This window comes from Actinomadura rupiterrae, from assembly GCF_024172125.1.
Classification (GTDB): domain Bacteria; phylum Actinomycetota; class Actinomycetes; order Streptosporangiales; family Streptosporangiaceae; genus Spirillospora; species Spirillospora rupiterrae.
In genome coordinates, this window is sequence record NZ_JAMZEA010000002.1 from 483,664 (window position 1) to 498,360 (window position 14,697).

Consider the following 14,697-nt stretch of genomic DNA (forward strand, 5'->3'; position numbering starts at 1 on the left):
CCCGCCCGTGAACGTTGCCGCACGTTCCGTGTCCGCGCGGGGACCCACCGCACCCGAGCCCGGTTCGGGACGTCCGGCCGCCGGGGCCGTCCGGCGGGGCGCGAGTCAGTGTGCACGCCCCGGCCCGGTGGTCCGGTCGGCGGCGTGCCGGACGTCCGGCTGGACGTCGCATCCGATAGCGCCCCGGACGTCCCGCCGGACGGCCCGGAAAGGCAGGCCGGTTCGGCCACCCTGCGCACGCGGACCGGGGGAGGCGTGGGACGATCGGGGGGTGGCTGTAGACGACGTTGTCCCACCCCATGCCGATGCGCGGGCCGCTTCCGGCCTGGCCGAAAGTCCCTTCCTGCTGGCGGCCCGCCGCAAGCCCGTCCCGCACACGCCCGTGTGGTTCATGCGGCAGGCGGGCCGGTCGCTGCCGGAGTACCTGCGGGTGCGCGAGGGCGTGCCGATGCTGGAGGCGTGCGCCCGCCCGGACATGATCGTCGAGATCACGATGCAGCCGGTGCGCCGGTACTCGATCGACGCGGCGATCTTCTTCAGCGACATCATGGTGCCGCTCAAGGCCATCGGCGTGGACCTGGACATCAAGCCCGGCGTCGGCCCGGTCATCGCCGACCCGATCCGCGACCCCTCGGGCATCGACGCGATCCGCGAGCTGACGCCGGACGACGTCCCCTACGTCACCGAGGCCGTCCAGGGCCTGGTCGGCGAGCTGGGGAGCACGCCGCTGATCGGGTTCGCGGGCGCGCCGTTCACCCTCGCGTCCTACCTGATCGAGGGCGGGCCGTCGAAGAACCACGACCACACCAAGGCCATGATGTACGGCGAGCCCGAGCTGTGGAACCGGCTCATGGAGCGGCTCACCGACCTCACCATCGCCTACCTGAAGGTGCAGGTCGAGGCCGGTGCGAGCGCGATCCAGCTGTTCGACTCGTGGGTCGGCGCGGTCGCCCCGCAGGACTACCGCGACTCCGTCTTCCCGCACACCAGCCGCATCTTCCGCGCGGTCGAGGACCTGGGCGTCCCGCGCATCCACTTCGGCGTCGGCACCGGCGAGCTGCTCGGCCTGATGGGCGAGGCCGGCGCGGACGTCGTGGGCGTCGACTGGCGCGTCCCGCTGGACGAGGCCGTCCGGCGCGTCCCGCCCGGCAAGGCGCTGCAGGGCAACCTCGACCCGTCGCTGCTGTTCGCGCCGTGGGAGACCGTCCGGGCGCGCGCCAAGGACGTCCTCGACCGCGGCCGGACGGCCGAGGGCCACATCTTCAACCTCGGCCACGGCGTCCTGCCGTCCACGAACCCGGACGTCCTGGCCCGCCTCGCCGACTACGTCCACGAGGCCTCCGCCACCTGACCCCGCCGCCTGCGCCGCGCGGCGCCGTCCCGTAGGCGCCGCGCCCCGCGGGGCCGTGCTCTGCGGGGCGGCGCCCTGCGGGGCCGTTCCGGCTACTCCGCGCCCACTGGGCTGGGCGCGGAGCCGGGGGCGCGGGTCATTCGGAGCCTGGACGGGTGCCTGGACCGGCGGGCGCCGGGCGGGCGGCCGGGCGCGTGCTTCGGGCGCGGACGCGGCGGGTGAGCAGCAGCGCGGGCACGCCGACCACGGCGAGGCCGGCCACGAACGGCAGCAGCCAGCCGACGACGATCAGCAGCGCGGTGACGATCGCGACCAGGCCGCGCCAGCCGGACTTCAGGCCGCCGACGAACCCGTGCGGCCCGCTGCTCTTGGCCTTGGCGACCTGCGCGACGGGCGGCGCCTCCATGCCGATCGTGACGGTGCCGTAAGAGGTGCTCTCGTCCAGGTTCTTCTGCCGGGACTGGAGCGCCTCCAGGTCGGACTCGCGGCGCGCGATCTCCTGCTCGACGTTCATCACGTCCTCGACGGACCCGGCGCGGTCGAGCAGCTTGCGGAACGAGGCGAGCGTGGCCTGCGCCGACCGGACGCGGCTCGCGGTGTCCGCCACGTCCCCGGTCTGGTCCTGCGCCTGCTGCCGCAGTGAGAGCCGGGTGCCGAGCTGGCTGGACAGCTGGTCCAACGTCGGCGCGAACTTCGCGCTCGGGATCTTCAGGACGAGCGTCTCGGCCGGCGCCGGCTCGGTCGTCCCGTTCTCGGAGTCGACGTAGCCGCCGACCGCCGCGACGAGCTGCTTGGCACGGGACGCGGAGGCGTTCACGTCCCGCGTCCGGATGCGGAGGTCGGCGGAGAAGACCACGGCCCGGGCCTTGGCCGCCTGCTGGGGAGCCGCGGAGGCCGCCCCGCCCTGGGCCCGTCCGGGCGCCGCCGCGCCGCGGTTGTTGGTGGCCGCGCTGTCGTTGCGGCCGTTCGTCCCGGAGCAGGCGGCCAGCAGGGCTCCGGAGAGCAGGAGGAGGATCGCGCAGATCACGAGTCGCGGTGCCTGCGCCGTGCGTGCGAGAAGTCTCATAGGACTGGGATGGTGTGATCTGCCGCACTGTTCCGCGCCGCGCATCGCGAAACCAACACATTCCGGACGCGCCGACATCACGGCCCCACGCTGCGGTGCCTCGGCGCCTGCGGAACCGGGGTCCTGAAGCCACCCCTGGAGCGGATCCCGCAGGGGATCTGGGAAAGTGGAGGCATGAGCGCCAACCCCACCACCCCACGCGTGGCGGTCGTCGGCGGAGGAGTCGCGGGCCTGGTCGCCGCGATGCGGCTGGCCCGGGGCGGCGTGCGCGTCACGCTGCTGGAGGGCTCGCCGCGGATCGGCGGGAAGCTCCAGGTCAGCGAGGTCGCCGGGCTCCCGGTGGACGAGGGCGCGGAGGCGATGCTGGCGCGCCGTCCCGAGGCCCTTGAGCTGGTCCGCGAGCTCGGCCACGGCGACGCGCTGGTGCACCCGGGCACCACCTCGGCCGCGATCCTGAGCCACGGCGCGCTGCGCCCGCTGCCGTCCGGGCAGGTCATGGGCGTCCCGTCGGACCTGCGCGCGCTCGCCGCCGCGCAGGTGCTGTCGCCGACCGGCCTCGCCCGCGTGCCGCTGGACCTCGTCCTGCCGGAGACCCCGCGCGGGGACGACGTGTCGGTGGCCGACTTCATCGGCGCGCGGATGGGCCGCGAGGTCGTGGACCGCCTGGTCGAGCCGCTGCTCGGCGGCGTCTACGCCGGACGCGCCGACCGCCTGTCCTTCGAGTCGACCCTGCCCGCCGTCGCCGCCGCCGCGCGCGGCGAGCGCTCGCTGATCAACGCGGTGAAGGAGATCCGGGCGAAGGCGCCCGCCGACCCCGGCCCCGTCTTCGCGACGCTGAACACCGGCCTCGGCACCCTCCCGCACCTGATCGCGGACGCCGTGACCGGGGCGGGCGGCGAGATCCGCACCGCCGCGACCGTCCGCGAGCTGCGCCGCACGCCGTCCGGCTGGCGGCTCACGGTCGGCTCGGCCCGCGACCCGGAGGCGCTGGACGCCGACGCCGTCGTGATCGCCTGCCCGGCCCCGCCCGCCGCGCGGCTGCTCGCGCACGAGGTCCCGGCGGCCGCGCGCGAGCTGGAGCGGATCGAGACGGCGTCCATGGCGATCGTGACGCTGGCCTACCCGGCGTCCGCGTTCCGCCGGGCCCCGCGCGGCAGCGGCTACCTCGTCCCGGCCGTGGAGGGACGGCAGGTCAAGGCCGTCACGTTCAGCTCGGTGAAGTGGCCGCACCTGCGCGACCGCGACCCCGGGATCATCGTGGCGCGGGCGTCCATCGGGCGGATCGGCGAGGAGCACACGCTCCAGCGGTCCGACGACGAGCTGAAGGCCGCGGCGATGACCGAGCTGGCGGTGACCTGCGGCGTCGCCGAGCTGCCGGTCGAGTCGCGGGTCACCCGGTGGGGCGGCGCGCTGCCGCAGTACGACGTGGGGCACGCCGACCGGGTCGCGCGGATCCGGTCCGCGGTCGCCGGCCAGCCCGGCCTCGCCGTCGCCGGCGCGGCCTATGACGGTCTCGGCGTCCCGGCGGTGATCGCGAACGCGCGGTCCGCGGCCGGACGCATACTGGAGTATCTGGAGAGTCGGGGAGAGACGAATGACGGACATGCCCGCGAAGCCGAAGGCGCGCGACCTTAACCAGGTGATCCGGTACACCATGTGGTCGGTGTTCCGGGTGTCCCGCCCGGGCCAGGTGACCGAGAAGGACGCGGCCGAGGTGCAGGACCTGCTCGACCAGGCCGCCGAGAAGGACGTGGTCACCCGCGGCCTGTACGACGTGGCCGGGCTGCGCGCGGACGCCGACTACATGTTCTGGTGGCACGCGCCGTCCTCGGACGACCTCCAGGAGGTCTACTCCCGGTTCCGGCGCACCGCGCTCGGCCGCGCGAGCGAGCCGGTCTGGTCGCAGATGGCGCTGCACCGGCCCGCCGAGTTCAACAAGAGCCACATCCCGGCGTTCCTCGCCGAGGAGGAGGCACGCGCGTACGTGTGCGTCTACCCGTTCGTCCGGTCGTACGAGTGGTACTTGCTGCCAGACGAGGAGCGCCGCGCCATGCTCGCCGAGCACGGCAAGATGGCCCGCGGCTACCCGGACGTCCGCGCCAACACGGTGTCGTCGTTCGCGCTCGGCGACTACGAGTGGATGCTGGCCTTCGAGGCGGACGAGCTGCACCGCATCGTCGACCTGATGCGCCACCTCCGCGGCGCCGAGGCCCGCCGCCACACCCGCGAAGAGGTCCCCTTCTACACCGGCCGCCGCAAGCCGGTCACCGAACTGATCGCCTCCCTGCCGTAGCGAGGTCTTGAACGCGAATCCGGCCCGTCCTTTGTGGACGGGCCGGACGCATGCCGGAGCTCTATTCGGCGGGCTCCAGCGTGAGGCTGACGGAGTTGATGCAGTACCGGTCGTCCGTCGGGGTGTCGTAGCCCTCGCCGTGGAAGACGTGCCCGAGGTGCGAGTCGCACGTCGCGCAGCGGACCTCCACCCGGACCATCCCGAGCGACCGGTCCTCGACCAGCGTGACGGCGTCGGTTTCGGTCGGCTCGAAGAACGACGGCCACCCGCAGTGCGAGTCGAATTTGGCGTCGGACCGGAACAGCTCGGTGCCGCAGGCCCGGCACCGGTACACGCCGACGGTCTTGGTGTCGGTGTACTCGCCCGTGAACGGGGCCTCGGTGCCCGCCTCGCGCAGGACCCGGAACTCCTCGGGCTTGAGGACGGCCCGCCACTCGTCCTCGGTCTTGCGGATCTTCTCCATCCCTCGACGTTACCTCGCGTCCCCGGGAAGTGTCCGAGCAGGCCGGTAGCGTGCGCTGGAGAGGGATGAGGGGGACTTGCACATGGCCACATACGCACTGATTCCGGGCGGCGCGTGCGACCCGTGGTACTGGCACCTGCTGGCGGACGAGCTGCGCGACCGCGGCCACGACGTCGTGCCCGTAGACCTGCCTTGTGAGGACGACACCGCAGGCCTGCCCGAATACGCGGACGCCGCCGTCACCGCCATCGGCGACCGCCGAGACCTGATCGTCGTAGCGCACTCCCTGGGCGGCTTCACGGGCCCTTTGGTCTGCGACCGCCTGCCGGTGGACCTCCTGGTCATGCTCCAGGCCATGATCCCGAAGCCGGGCGAGTCCCCAGGCGAGTGGTGGTCGAACACCGGCCACGAAGAGGCACGCCGACGCCAGGACGAACGCGACGGCCGAGACCCCGCCGACAACAACGCCCTCTTCTACAACGACACCCCGCCGGCCCTGGCCGCCGAGGCGCTCAACCACGCCCGCGGCCAGTCAGCCACCCCAATGCTGAAACCGTGGCCTTTGGATGCCTGGCCGAACGTCCCGACCCGCTTCCTCCTGGCCCGCGACGACGTGTTCTTCCCGGCCGACTTCATGCGCCGCGTCGTCCGAGAGCGCCTGGGCATCGTCCCGGACGAAATGCCAGGCGACCACATGCTCATGCTCGGCCACCCCAAAGAACTGGCCGACCGCCTGGAGGCCTACCGAGCAGCCCTGTAACCCCGGCTCATCGGACGCTCCGAGCCCGCTCACCTCTCCCGGGACGCCGCGCATCCCGAACCAGCGGCACGATAAGCCCGGCCCGCGGCCCCGTCCGAGGATCATTGAGGAACGCGCTGATCAACTCCGGCTCCCGCCTCCGCCCCGCCGCGAACGGCCACGGCCGCCCGATCAGCGTGATCATGAACCGCCGCTGCTCCAGCATCGAGGCGACCAGCCCACCCGGCACAGAATGCCGCTCCCGAACGTCCCGATACCGGACGACCAGGCACTCAGCCCCGCCAATAGACGCCCCGACAGGGAGGCCGTCCGGATCACTAACCGAAACGATCATCCCAACCCGAACCCGAGGATGCTCAAGAAGCACCCGCATCCCCTCCGCCGCGTCCGCCGCAAACCGCGGATCGGACGGCACCGCATACACAAAAACCTGCGGAAGGCAGTCAGCAGGATTCGCAGAACCAGGATCGAGCGGCAAGCACCCAGCCACCCCAAGCACATAAGCGGACATCGCCCTCACCCCGCCCGCCGACAGCAAGGGATCAAAGCGGCGACCCACTTGCCGCACGGCTCAGTAGGCCGAATCTCCTGCCGACTGGACAGGGACGCGACGATCCCAAGCCCCCACCCCCCGATGACTTCGTCGCACGGCAGCAGGTCGATGTCGTCGAGCGAGTGAACGACCGGACGCGGAACAGGTGCGGCGTCCTGGTCGTCCCACACCTCGACCCACACACCCCCGCCCTCATCCCGCACAGGCCGAAGCCGCACCCTGACCGCCTCCCCACAAGCCACCCGCACAGCGTTGGAGGCAAGTTCGGTAACGACGGTCCCCGCACTCTCAACCAACTCCTCGCAGTACCCGGCCCCCCGAAGCGCCCGCCAGACCCCCTTCCGCGCAACCCCCACGGCCGCGACCTCCGCGACCAACGTCTCGTCGAACAAATAAGGGGCGCGAACACTCGTAACGGGACCCATGCTCTCTCCTGGCGAGGAAGGATGTGCTGTGAGTCACAGGGTGACCTCGCTAGGTGTGCATTGACCAGGTGAACTCAGCAAATTCACCGGGGTGCCGATGGGAGATCAGATGCCCGGAGCTGGACGCGCTCTCGACCCGGACCACGACATGTACGACTGGGCTGCTTATGACCTGCTGCAATTCAGGACGGTGCGCGGTGCCTCGACCCGTGAGGTGGCGGAGATCATCGGGAAGCATCGTTCGCTGATCTCAAAAATCGAGGCCGGTGAATCTAAGCTCCAGCTTGAGGACGCGAAGAAGATCGACAAGAGCTGGCAGACGGGTGGCCACTTCACGCGGATCATCAATTTGGCCAGGTCACGCCACAAGTCGGAGTGGGGAGCCGAGCGAGATGCCAGCGAGTTCAGCGCGATTCACATCCGTGTCTGGTCGCTGGGCTGGGTGCCGGTGCTGGCCCAGACGGAGGACTACGCCCGCGCCGCGCTCACCGAAGCTGGACGGCAAGACGTGGAGGACGCCGTCCGGGCGCGTATGAAACGTCAGGAGACTCTCAAGCGCGAAGCTCCTCCCTTGATTTGGGCGCTCATTGACCAGGACGCGCTGGAGCACCAGGTTGGTGATCGAGATGTCCATGCGGCTCAGCTTGCCCACCTGATCGAGTTGGCTTCATCGCCGACTTGGGTGATTCGCACCGTTCCGCGGACCGCGGGCGGACACGTGGGGCGAGATGGCTCAATTGAGCTGTATACAGTGGGAAGCGAGGTCATCCCGTACACGGAGACAGTCGGCCCGGGGCGGCTCATTACGGATCCGTCGGAGACCTCTCAATATGAAGTATGGTTTCGCCGGATTGGCGATGTGGCCGAATCGAAGCAGGCCACGTTGCGCCGACTTCGTGAGACCGTGGAGGAGTTCTGATGGCCCGTTGGCGGAAGAGCAGCTACAGCGAGGGCAGTGCCAATGGCGCGTGCGTTGAGCTAGGCGACTTGGAGCGCGGCAGGGTCGGGGTCCGCGACAGCAAGGCTCCCGAGGCTGGTCACCTGGCGTTCTCGACCGTCGAGCTTGCGGGGTTGTTGGCCCGGATCCAGCGTGGAAGCGTGGAGGCTCCCAGCCGTTGACGTCGGGAGGCGCCATGCCCACTTGGCGCAAGAGCAGCTACAGCGATGCTGGTGGTCAGAACTGCGTGGAGCTTGGAGACCTCGAAGCCGGTGTCATCGGCGTCCGTGACAGCAAGGCGCCGGACGCCGGTCACCTCACCATCGCGGCGGACGAGCTGGGCCTGCTGTTGAGGCGCGTCCGGCGGGACGAAACGGGCCCCGGCGGGCGTTGATCGACGGGCCGTGGCGGTCGGGCTTTGGAGCGGTGAAGCTGTGTGCGGCGGTGGTGCGCGCGTTGGGTGGCGGTCGCGCGCGCTCGGTGGGTCAGGCTGGGGTGGGGGGACGGGGGGTGTCGGCGTCCTCTTCTGGGGTGGCGGGGGGGACGGTTTGGGCCCATTCGGCCCAGTCGGCTAGGGATTGGTAGACCCTGATGGCGGCCTCCAGGGCTACGCGCATGGACTTCGTCTGGGGGGCCGTTCCGTACTCGCCTCGGTCCTTGGCGGCGGCGTAGCCGCGGGCCAGGTCGGCGATCTCCGTGAAGTACCGCTGCTCGCGGCGCAGGTGTTCGTGCAGGTCGTCCGGGTCCATGAGCCAGAAGAAGAACGAGCGCAGGACGGACTCGGAGCGCAGCGTGTGGTCGACCGCGTCCTCGCTCAGCCAGCGGCGCACCTCGGCGCGGCCGGCGTCGGTGATCCGGTAGGCCTTGCGGCCGCGCGGGCCGTGGCTGTCCACCTCGATCATCCCGGCCTTGGACAGCCGGGACAGCTCGGCGTAGATCTTGGGGTGCTGGGCGGGCCAGACCGGGCCCAGGTGCTCCTCGAAGCGCCGCGCGAGGTCGTACCCGCTGGCCGGTCCCTCCGCGAGCAGCCCGAGCAGGCCATGCCTCAGCGACACACCATCACCCCTCACACGTCGGCGACGTCCATCTTGACATGTCCCCTGGACCACCTTGATGATGATCGTGTCCCTAGGGACATGTCCTCAAGTACATGTGAGGCCCGATCACCGAAAGGGAAGGCATGACGAACGCTCCGACCGCCCTGGTCACCGGCGCGACGGCGGGCCTCGGCTGCGCCGTTGCCCGAGCCCTCGCTGACCAGGGCATGCACGTCCTCGTCCACGGCCGCGACGCGGACCGGGCCGCCGCCGTCGTGGACCAGATTCGCAAATCCGGCGGAAGCGCCCAGCCCTACCTCGCCGACCTCAGCTCGCTCGCCGAGACCCGCGCGCTTGCCGACCGCATCAGCGTTGACCACGAGGCCATCCACCTCCTCGTCAACAACGCCGGTGTCGGTGCGGGCCGCCCGCCCTTCCGTCGCCGCAAACTCAGTGCGGACGGCCACGAACTCCGCTTCGCGGTCAACTACCTGGCCCCGGTGCTGCTCGCCCGAACCCTGGCCCCCGTCCTCGCGAAGGACGGCCCGGCGCGCATCGTCAACGTCGGCTCGGTCGGCCAGGCGCCGGTCGACTTCGACGACCTCCGCATGGACGCCCACTACACCGGCATGCAGGCCTACTTCCGCAGCAAGTTCGCGCTCGCCGCGTTCACCTTCGACTTCGCCGAAGAACTCGCGGGCACCGGAATCACCGTGAACTGCCTGCATCCGGCATCGCTGATGAACACCCACATGGTGCGCGAAGCTCTCGTCCCGCCCATGTCGTCCGTCGCGTCCGGCGTCAAGGCCGTCCTGAACCTGGCCACCGGCCCGGACGGCGCCGACCACACCGGACGCTACTTCGACGGCACCCACCAGGCCAGAGCCCACGAAGGCACCTACCACCCGGCCACCCGCGCCCGCCTGCGCGACCTGACCGCCGAGATCCTCTCCCCCTTCATGTCCTGACGATGCCAGTATTCACTGGCGTTTTTGTGACGGTCGTGACAAGAAACCTGGGGCGCGGACGGGGAGCATCGTCCCCATGAGGAAGATCTCGGCCGCTGCGGCGGCGCTGGCCATGTCCGGAACCCTCGTCCTCGCCACCGCGCCCGCCGAGGCGGCCCCCAAGCCGCGGCACCAGATCCCCCAGAGCGTCCTCCGGCAACTCCCCGCGCCCCTCCGCGCCGCCGCCGAGACCCCCGGCACCCTCGGCTGGGACGCCAAGGGCCCCTACATCGTCTGGGGCGACATGGCCTGCCGCATCCACCTCCTCGTCCCCGAAGAGTGGTCCTGGGCCTGGGGCACCGGCCCCTGCTGGTTCTGACCCCAGCGCTTCAGAAGCGGTGGGCGCCCCGGTGGTCGGCCCACCGCTTCCCCAGCGCAGCGAGTTCGGCCTTCCAGGCCGTTGCCGAGTCGGCGAAACTGCGCTGTCGCCACGTCTCGGCGAACGCCCACGCGAACTGATCGAGCGTGTTGGCATCGGCCTGCGTCCAGGAGGGGAAGCGGGCGAGCCAGGCATCCACCGCTCCGGGGGAGTGGCCGGCCTTGAGCAGCCAGGGGATGAGAAGACCCAGCTCCACCCACGCGGCTCCGCGCGAGGTGAAGGCCCAGTCCACGACGTAAGGACGCCCTGCCGGAGTGATCAGCAGGTTGGCCGGGTTCAGATCCGCGTGCAGCAAAGTGCCGCCTGCCATCGCGCTCACGTCGTCCAGGACGGGTTGCCAGCGCCGTTCAACCTGGAGCGTGACCACCTCGGGGGCGGGCATCGCCTGGAGCGCTTCCAAAACCTTGGTCAGTCGGTCCAGGTCCGGCGAGCCGGGCGTGTAGTCGGCGTGCCTGGCCCGGACGTGTTCGAAACCCAGCAGCAGCCACCCCGCCTCCTCGACGGTCCAGAGGAGGCGGGGCGCGTAGGGCTGCACGTACGGGTTGATCCGGGCTTCGTTGCGCAGCGTCCGGACTTCGAGCCCGTCCCGGTCGTCCTCCTTGCGCGCACCTTTGACGAAGACCGGCCCATGGTCCGCGTGGAGGGTACCGGCGATATGAGCGTGATTTCCCGAGGGCGCCGCCTCCAACCCGACCACGGGCCCAGTGTGCGCCCGGACGCCGTCCCTGACCGGCCAGGGCATGTCGGACCAGGCGCAACGTCGCACAGCAGCCCCCTCGCTCAGGTCACACGCACGGGTTGGCAGGGCAGCAGCTCTCCCCGGTGCTCCAGAATTCCATCTCCACCCGATAGCCGGTGGCGCGCAGCGCCGGGTGACAAGAAACCCTGAGCGTGGACGGGGAGCATCGACGCCATGAGGAGGATCTCGGCCGCTGCGGTTGCGGGGTGTGGTCAGGCTGGGGTGGCTTCTAGGTGGGACGGTGCGTTGGCCTTGACGAAGGCTGCGAGGTCGGGGAGGGGGGCGTTCAGGGGTGGGATGATCACTAGTCGGTCCGCGCCGGCCTTGGCGTAGGCGTGGACGGCGTCGGGGGTGAGGGGGCCGCGCGGGGTGATCTGGACGCGCAGGGGGCCGCGTCCTTCTTCCGCCTCGATGGCACGGAGCGCTGCGACGCGTTCCGCGGTGTCCTCCGGGGTGAGGAGCCAGCCGTACCAGCCGTCCCCGTAGCGGGCCGCGCGGCGTAGGGCCCGGTCGCTGTGCCCGCCCACGATGACCGGGACGGACGCCTGGGCCGGACGCGGGTGCGCGTCGATTCCGGCGAAGTGCACGTACTGGCCCTGGAAGGCCGGTTTGTCGTCGTACCAGAGCGAGCGCATGGCCTGCAGGTACTCGTCCGTGCGTGCGCCTCGTCCTGCCAGAGGGACGCCGACCGCGTTCAGTTCGGCCTCCAGGTAACCGGCGGCCAGGCCGAACGCGAGTCGTCCGCCGCTGAGCACGTCCAGGCTCGCCAGCTGCTTGGCCAGGATCAGCGGGTTGCGCTGCGGCAGCACGATGCAGCCCGTCCCGAGCGAGATCCGGTCGGTGCGGGCGGCCAGGAGCGCCAGCGCGATGAGCGGGTCGAGGACGCGGGCGGCGGGCTCCAAAGGGGAGTGCTCGTCGCGCGGATCCGGCAGGACGACATGGTCGCCGACCCAGAGGGAGTCGTAGCCCAGGTCTTCTGCGAGGGCGGCGATCCGGGCGGCGCCTTCGCGATCGGCGCAGGTGGAGATGTTGAGGCCGAACAGGCCGAGAGTAGGGGTCACTGATGGATAATCGAACTTTTCTACGATTGAGTCAATAGACGATCGTGGGGTCATATCCTTCCGGCATGGCCGAACCGACCGGCGAACTGCCCGCAGGGCTCGCCTCCGTGCTGGGCTTCCAGCTGTCCAAGTGCGGCTGGTGGCTGGAGCAGCGGCTGGAAGAAGAGCTGGAACCCCTGGAGATCCGCGTCCGGCACTTCCTCGTCCTGGCGATGCTGGCGTCCTCCACCACCCTGTCGCAGCAGGAGATGGCCTCCTACCTGCTGCTCGACCCCACCCTGATGGTCGGCCTGGTGGACGACCTGGAGGCGCGCGGCCTGTGCGAGCGCACCCGCGATCCCGGCGACCGCCGGCGGTACGCCGTGCGCATCACCCCGGCGGGACGCGACGTCCACCGCCGCGCCCGCGCGCTGGCCGACGAGGTCGGCGCCGAGATCTTCGCCCCCCTGGAACCCGGAGAACTCCGCCTCGTCGCCGACGCCGTCGGCCGCGTCATGCAGCCCTTCTGGGCGACCCAGGCCGTCCGCCCACGCCGCAAGCCCTGACCGCGCTCCCTGCGCCGATCAGGCTTTCGCGTAGGAGAGGGTGATGGCGCCGTTGCGGCGTTCGGTGGCTGACACCAGGCGCAGGTCGGTGCGCTTGCCGGGACGGAACAAGGGTGTGCCGCTGCCTGCCATGACGGGGTTGACGACGAAGTTCAGCCTGTCGACCAGGCCGTCCTCAAGGAGCGTCTGGGCGAGGCGGCCGTAGCCGTAGATCATCAGGTGGCCGTCGCCCTGCTCCTTGAGTTCGCGGACGGCGGCGGCCGGGTCGCCCGGGACGACCGTCGTGTTGTTCCAGTCCGCCCTGGTCAGCGTGGACGAGAAGACGTACTTGGGCATCTCGTTGATGCGCTCAAGGTACGGGCCGGACGCCGTCGACCAGTTGGGGGCGAAGTAGTCGTAGGTGTTCCGGCCCATCAGCATCGCGTCGCAGTCGAGCAGCGTCGCGAGCGACTCCTCCACAGCCTGCTCGTCGAAGAGGTCGCCGATCCAGGACTGCGGGTCGCCGTGGACGCCGTCCAGTGAAACCAGGCTGCTCACGATCAGGCTGCGCATGTCGCCTCCAAGGGATGCCGGGCGGACGCCCGGGAAAATTCCGTCCCTATGAAGACCAGCCGCACCGCCGAAATCAGTCGCTCCCCGGCCAGCCAATTACTTGGGCGGCCTTGCAGGGTGGGAGCCAGGTGCGGAGTTCGTTGGTGAGGGGGATGGGGGAGTCGTTGTGGACCAGGTGGCCGGCGTTGTCGATCAGGGTGAGGGTGGCGCCGGGGATGAGGGAGCGGAGGCGTTCGGCCATTTGCGGCGGGATCCAGGTGTCGTCGGTGCCCCACAGGATGCGGACGGGGATGTCGATCTGGCCTAGGTTGCGCTCGTTTTCCTGTAGGAACGTCTCGTTGTAGTCGGCGATCTGGCGGTAGAAGGCGGGTTGGCCTTCGGGGCCGGTCCAGGGTTCGACGAGTTTGTCCAGGTCGTCCGGGCGGATGCCGCGGTGGCTGGCGCCCTCGATATAGGCGCGGACGATGGCCTCGTGGATGTAGGCGGGCAGTTCAGCGAGCAGGTCCGGGTGTTCCTGGACGAAGCGGAAGAATGGCGAGCCGCTGGGTGGGATGGCGACGACGTCAACGAGCATGAGGGACGCGTACGGGACGCCGCCGACCAGGTGGGTTCGCAGGGAGACGGCGCCGCCGAAGTCGTGGGCTACGACGTGCGGACGGTCGAGGCCCCAGTGGCCGAGGAGGGCGGCGAACGTTTCGGCCTGTGTGCCGAAGTCGGTTGATTGACCGGCGTGTTTCGACGACCGGCCGTAGCCGGGCATGTCCCACAGGTGGACGGTGTAGTCGGAGGACAGCGCGTCCGCGAAGGGGCGCCACTCGAAGGACGAGAAGGGCGTCCCGTGGCAGAACACCACGGGTGGACCGTTCCCGGCGCGTCCCCACGCGACCTGTCGCCCCTGCCACTCGAACCTCTCCGTCAACTCCATGCGGCACGCCTACCCTGATCCCCTTCGGCGAATCCCGCGCAGGCCCTGCCGAGGGCCGGGAAGTCGGCGCCCAGCGTCGCGGCGGCCAGGAAGCGGGCGGTGGTCGCGTCCTGTTCGTCCAGTGTTGGGTGGAAGCGCGGACGGCCCGAACGGACGTGCTGCCGGGCCCGATATGCCATCTGCTGGACGGCCCTTTCGGTGCGTCCGACGATGTCCGCGATCTCCGCGTGCGAGAAGCCGAACACGTCGTGAAGGAGGAACACCGCGCGTTCGGTCGGGGAGAGGGCTTCAAGGACGATCGACAACGCCGTTGCCACCTCGTCGGCGGCCCGAGGGGCCGTGGCCTCCTCCTTAGTGGACGGGACCTCGCGGCGTGCTCGGGTTCGGCGCAGCTCGTCTATCGCCTGGCGGGTGACCAGGCGGAACAGGTAGGCGCCGGGGTCGGCGACCGCGGTGAGGTCCACTCGGCTCCAGCGAAGCCAGGCCTCCTGGAGGACGTCATCGGTGTCCGGTCGGTTGCCCAGCATCCGGTATGCCGCCGCCGCAAGCGCGGGCCGGTGCTTCTCGAAGAGCTCGCTCGCCTCGTCCATCACAAGGGAAGACG

General features: G+C 70.5%; 19 protein-coding genes. 10 read left to right on the forward strand and 9 right to left on the reverse strand.

Going from position 1 to position 14,697, the window contains the following annotated elements:
* Positions 1-325: 325 nt before the first annotated feature.
* Positions 326-1,351 carry a uroporphyrinogen decarboxylase gene (hemE, locus tag FHU30_RS06740; RefSeq protein WP_301322859.1) on the forward strand — a complete coding sequence of 342 codons (1,026 nt, stop codon included), beginning with the start codon at positions 326-328 and terminating at the stop codon, positions 1,349-1,351.
* A 136-nt stretch (positions 1,352-1,487) separates the two neighbouring features.
* Here the strand turns inward: hemE and FHU30_RS06745 are convergent, their stop codons facing one another.
* Positions 1,488-2,417, reverse strand: coding sequence for a DUF4349 domain-containing protein (locus FHU30_RS06745; protein WP_253873001.1), 930 nt, complete (start codon positions 2,415-2,417; stop codon positions 1,488-1,490).
* A 174-nt stretch (positions 2,418-2,591) separates the two neighbouring features.
* Between FHU30_RS06745 and hemG the strand changes: the two genes are divergently transcribed.
* Together hemG and hemQ are read left to right on the forward strand one after the other, a co-directional pair.
* Positions 2,592-4,052 (forward strand): protoporphyrinogen oxidase, encoded by a 1,461-nt coding sequence (hemG, locus tag FHU30_RS06750; RefSeq protein WP_253873004.1) that lies wholly within the window; start codon positions 2,592-2,594, stop codon positions 4,050-4,052.
* Positions 4,012-4,710, forward strand: coding sequence for a hydrogen peroxide-dependent heme synthase (gene hemQ / locus FHU30_RS06755; protein ID WP_253873007.1), 699 nt, complete (start codon positions 4,012-4,014; stop codon positions 4,708-4,710). Before hemG ends, hemQ begins: the two co-directional genes overlap by 41 nt.
* A gap of 61 nt (positions 4,711-4,771) precedes the next feature.
* Here hemQ and msrB read toward each other — a convergent pair whose 3' ends face one another.
* A complete protein-coding gene (gene msrB / locus FHU30_RS06760; protein ID WP_253873009.1) occupies positions 4,772-5,173 on the reverse strand; it encodes a peptide-methionine (R)-S-oxide reductase MsrB in 402 nt (133 codons plus the stop codon).
* A gap of 82 nt (positions 5,174-5,255) precedes the next feature.
* On the opposite strand from msrB, the gene FHU30_RS06765 reads away from it, so the two are divergent.
* The gene (locus FHU30_RS06765) at positions 5,256-5,933 is read left to right on the forward strand and encodes an alpha/beta fold hydrolase (protein WP_253873011.1); all 678 of its coding nucleotides are present in this window, start codon (positions 5,256-5,258) and stop codon (positions 5,931-5,933) included.
* A 516-nt stretch (positions 5,934-6,449) separates the two neighbouring features.
* Here FHU30_RS06765 and FHU30_RS47605 read toward each other — a convergent pair.
* Complete coding sequence (locus FHU30_RS47605; protein ID WP_372503852.1) at positions 6,450-6,911, reverse strand: ATP-binding protein; 462 nt, start codon at positions 6,909-6,911, stop codon at positions 6,450-6,452.
* 148 nt (positions 6,912-7,059) lie between these two features.
* Between FHU30_RS47605 and FHU30_RS06770 the strand changes: the two genes are divergently transcribed.
* From FHU30_RS06770 to FHU30_RS06780, 3 genes are read left to right on the forward strand one after another with little or no spacing between them, the layout of a single operon-like run.
* Entirely contained in the window at positions 7,060-7,830 is a 771-nt protein-coding gene (locus FHU30_RS06770) for a helix-turn-helix domain-containing protein (RefSeq protein WP_253873014.1), read from the forward strand.
* On the forward strand, positions 7,830-8,030 hold the full coding sequence (locus FHU30_RS06775; protein ID WP_253873017.1) for a DUF397 domain-containing protein: 201 nt from the start codon (positions 7,830-7,832) through the stop codon (positions 8,028-8,030). Before FHU30_RS06770 ends, FHU30_RS06775 begins: the two co-directional genes overlap by 1 nt.
* A 14-nt stretch (positions 8,031-8,044) precedes the next feature.
* Positions 8,045-8,242, forward strand: a complete 198-nt coding sequence (locus FHU30_RS06780; protein WP_253873020.1) for a DUF397 domain-containing protein — start codon at positions 8,045-8,047, stop codon at positions 8,240-8,242.
* 91 nt (positions 8,243-8,333) lie between these two features.
* Here the strand turns inward: FHU30_RS06780 and FHU30_RS06785 are convergent, their stop codons facing one another.
* Positions 8,334-8,903 carry a PadR family transcriptional regulator gene (locus FHU30_RS06785; protein WP_253873022.1) on the reverse strand — a complete coding sequence of 190 codons (570 nt, stop codon included), beginning with the start codon at positions 8,901-8,903 and terminating at the stop codon, positions 8,334-8,336.
* Positions 8,904-9,028: 125 nt separating this feature from the next.
* Between FHU30_RS06785 and FHU30_RS06790 the strand changes: the two genes are divergently transcribed.
* Together FHU30_RS06790 and FHU30_RS06795 are read left to right on the forward strand one after the other, a co-directional pair.
* Positions 9,029-9,853, forward strand: a complete 825-nt coding sequence (locus FHU30_RS06790) for an SDR family NAD(P)-dependent oxidoreductase (protein ID WP_253873024.1) — start codon at positions 9,029-9,031, stop codon at positions 9,851-9,853.
* A gap of 76 nt (positions 9,854-9,929) precedes the next feature.
* Positions 9,930-10,211 (forward strand): hypothetical protein, encoded by a 282-nt coding sequence (locus tag FHU30_RS06795; RefSeq protein WP_253873026.1) that lies wholly within the window; start codon positions 9,930-9,932, stop codon positions 10,209-10,211.
* Positions 10,212-10,221: 10 nt separating this feature from the next.
* Here FHU30_RS06795 and FHU30_RS06800 read toward each other — a convergent pair whose 3' ends face one another.
* Together FHU30_RS06800 and FHU30_RS06805 are read right to left on the reverse strand one after the other, a co-directional pair.
* Positions 10,222-10,968: a phosphotransferase gene (locus tag FHU30_RS06800; protein WP_253873028.1), complete on the reverse strand. Its 747-nt coding sequence runs from the start codon at positions 10,966-10,968 to the stop codon at positions 10,222-10,224.
* 254 nt (positions 10,969-11,222) lie between these two features.
* Complete coding sequence (locus tag FHU30_RS06805; protein WP_253873031.1) at positions 11,223-12,071, reverse strand: TIGR03619 family F420-dependent LLM class oxidoreductase; 849 nt, start codon at positions 12,069-12,071, stop codon at positions 11,223-11,225.
* 65 nt (positions 12,072-12,136) lie between these two features.
* Between FHU30_RS06805 and FHU30_RS06810 the strand changes: the two genes are divergently transcribed.
* Entirely contained in the window at positions 12,137-12,616 is a 480-nt protein-coding gene (locus FHU30_RS06810; RefSeq protein WP_253873034.1) for a MarR family winged helix-turn-helix transcriptional regulator, read from the forward strand.
* Between the two features lie 18 nt (positions 12,617-12,634).
* Here the strand turns inward: FHU30_RS06810 and FHU30_RS06815 are convergent, their stop codons facing one another.
* From FHU30_RS06815 to FHU30_RS06825, 3 genes are all read right to left on the reverse strand, one after another.
* A complete protein-coding gene (locus FHU30_RS06815; RefSeq protein WP_253873037.1) occupies positions 12,635-13,168 on the reverse strand; it encodes a dihydrofolate reductase family protein in 534 nt (177 codons plus the stop codon).
* A 73-nt stretch (positions 13,169-13,241) separates the two neighbouring features.
* A complete protein-coding gene (locus tag FHU30_RS06820; protein WP_253873040.1) occupies positions 13,242-14,093 on the reverse strand; it encodes an alpha/beta fold hydrolase in 852 nt (283 codons plus the stop codon).
* Positions 14,084-14,683, reverse strand: coding sequence for a sigma-70 family RNA polymerase sigma factor (locus FHU30_RS06825; RefSeq protein ID WP_253873043.1), 600 nt, complete (start codon positions 14,681-14,683; stop codon positions 14,084-14,086). Before FHU30_RS06825 ends, FHU30_RS06820 begins: the two co-directional genes overlap by 10 nt.
* Between the last annotated feature and the right edge of the window lie 14 nt (positions 14,684-14,697).

Bases quoted from the DNA above. Each gene is read 5' to 3' on its own strand.
- FHU30_RS06745 (WP_253873001.1), bottom strand. From the start codon at position 2,417: ATGAGACTTCTCGCACGCACGGCGCAGGCACCGCGACTCGTGATCTGC.
- hemG (WP_253873004.1), top strand. From the start codon at position 2,592: ATGAGCGCCAACCCCACCACCCCACGCGTGGCGGTCGTCGGCGGAGGA.
- hemQ (WP_253873007.1), top strand. From the start codon at position 4,012: ATGACGGACATGCCCGCGAAGCCGAAGGCGCGCGACCTTAACCAGGTG.
- msrB (WP_253873009.1), bottom strand. From the start codon at position 5,173: ATGGAGAAGATCCGCAAGACCGAGGACGAGTGGCGGGCCGTCCTCAAG.
- FHU30_RS06765 (WP_253873011.1), top strand. From the start codon at position 5,256: ATGGCCACATACGCACTGATTCCGGGCGGCGCGTGCGACCCGTGGTAC.
- FHU30_RS47605 (WP_372503852.1), bottom strand. From the start codon at position 6,911: ATGGGTCCCGTTACGAGTGTTCGCGCCCCTTATTTGTTCGACGAGACG.
- FHU30_RS06770 (WP_253873014.1), top strand. From the start codon at position 7,060: ATGTACGACTGGGCTGCTTATGACCTGCTGCAATTCAGGACGGTGCGC.
- FHU30_RS06775 (WP_253873017.1), top strand. From the start codon at position 7,830: ATGGCCCGTTGGCGGAAGAGCAGCTACAGCGAGGGCAGTGCCAATGGC.
- FHU30_RS06780 (WP_253873020.1), top strand. From the start codon at position 8,045: ATGCCCACTTGGCGCAAGAGCAGCTACAGCGATGCTGGTGGTCAGAAC.
- FHU30_RS06790 (WP_253873024.1), top strand. From the start codon at position 9,029: ATGACGAACGCTCCGACCGCCCTGGTCACCGGCGCGACGGCGGGCCTC.
- FHU30_RS06795 (WP_253873026.1), top strand. From the start codon at position 9,930: ATGAGGAAGATCTCGGCCGCTGCGGCGGCGCTGGCCATGTCCGGAACC.
- FHU30_RS06810 (WP_253873034.1), top strand. From the start codon at position 12,137: ATGGCCGAACCGACCGGCGAACTGCCCGCAGGGCTCGCCTCCGTGCTG.
- FHU30_RS06815 (WP_253873037.1), bottom strand. From the start codon at position 13,168: ATGCGCAGCCTGATCGTGAGCAGCCTGGTTTCACTGGACGGCGTCCAC.
- FHU30_RS06820 (WP_253873040.1), bottom strand. From the start codon at position 14,093: ATGGAGTTGACGGAGAGGTTCGAGTGGCAGGGGCGACAGGTCGCGTGG.
- FHU30_RS06825 (WP_253873043.1), bottom strand. From the start codon at position 14,683: ATGGACGAGGCGAGCGAGCTCTTCGAGAAGCACCGGCCCGCGCTTGCG.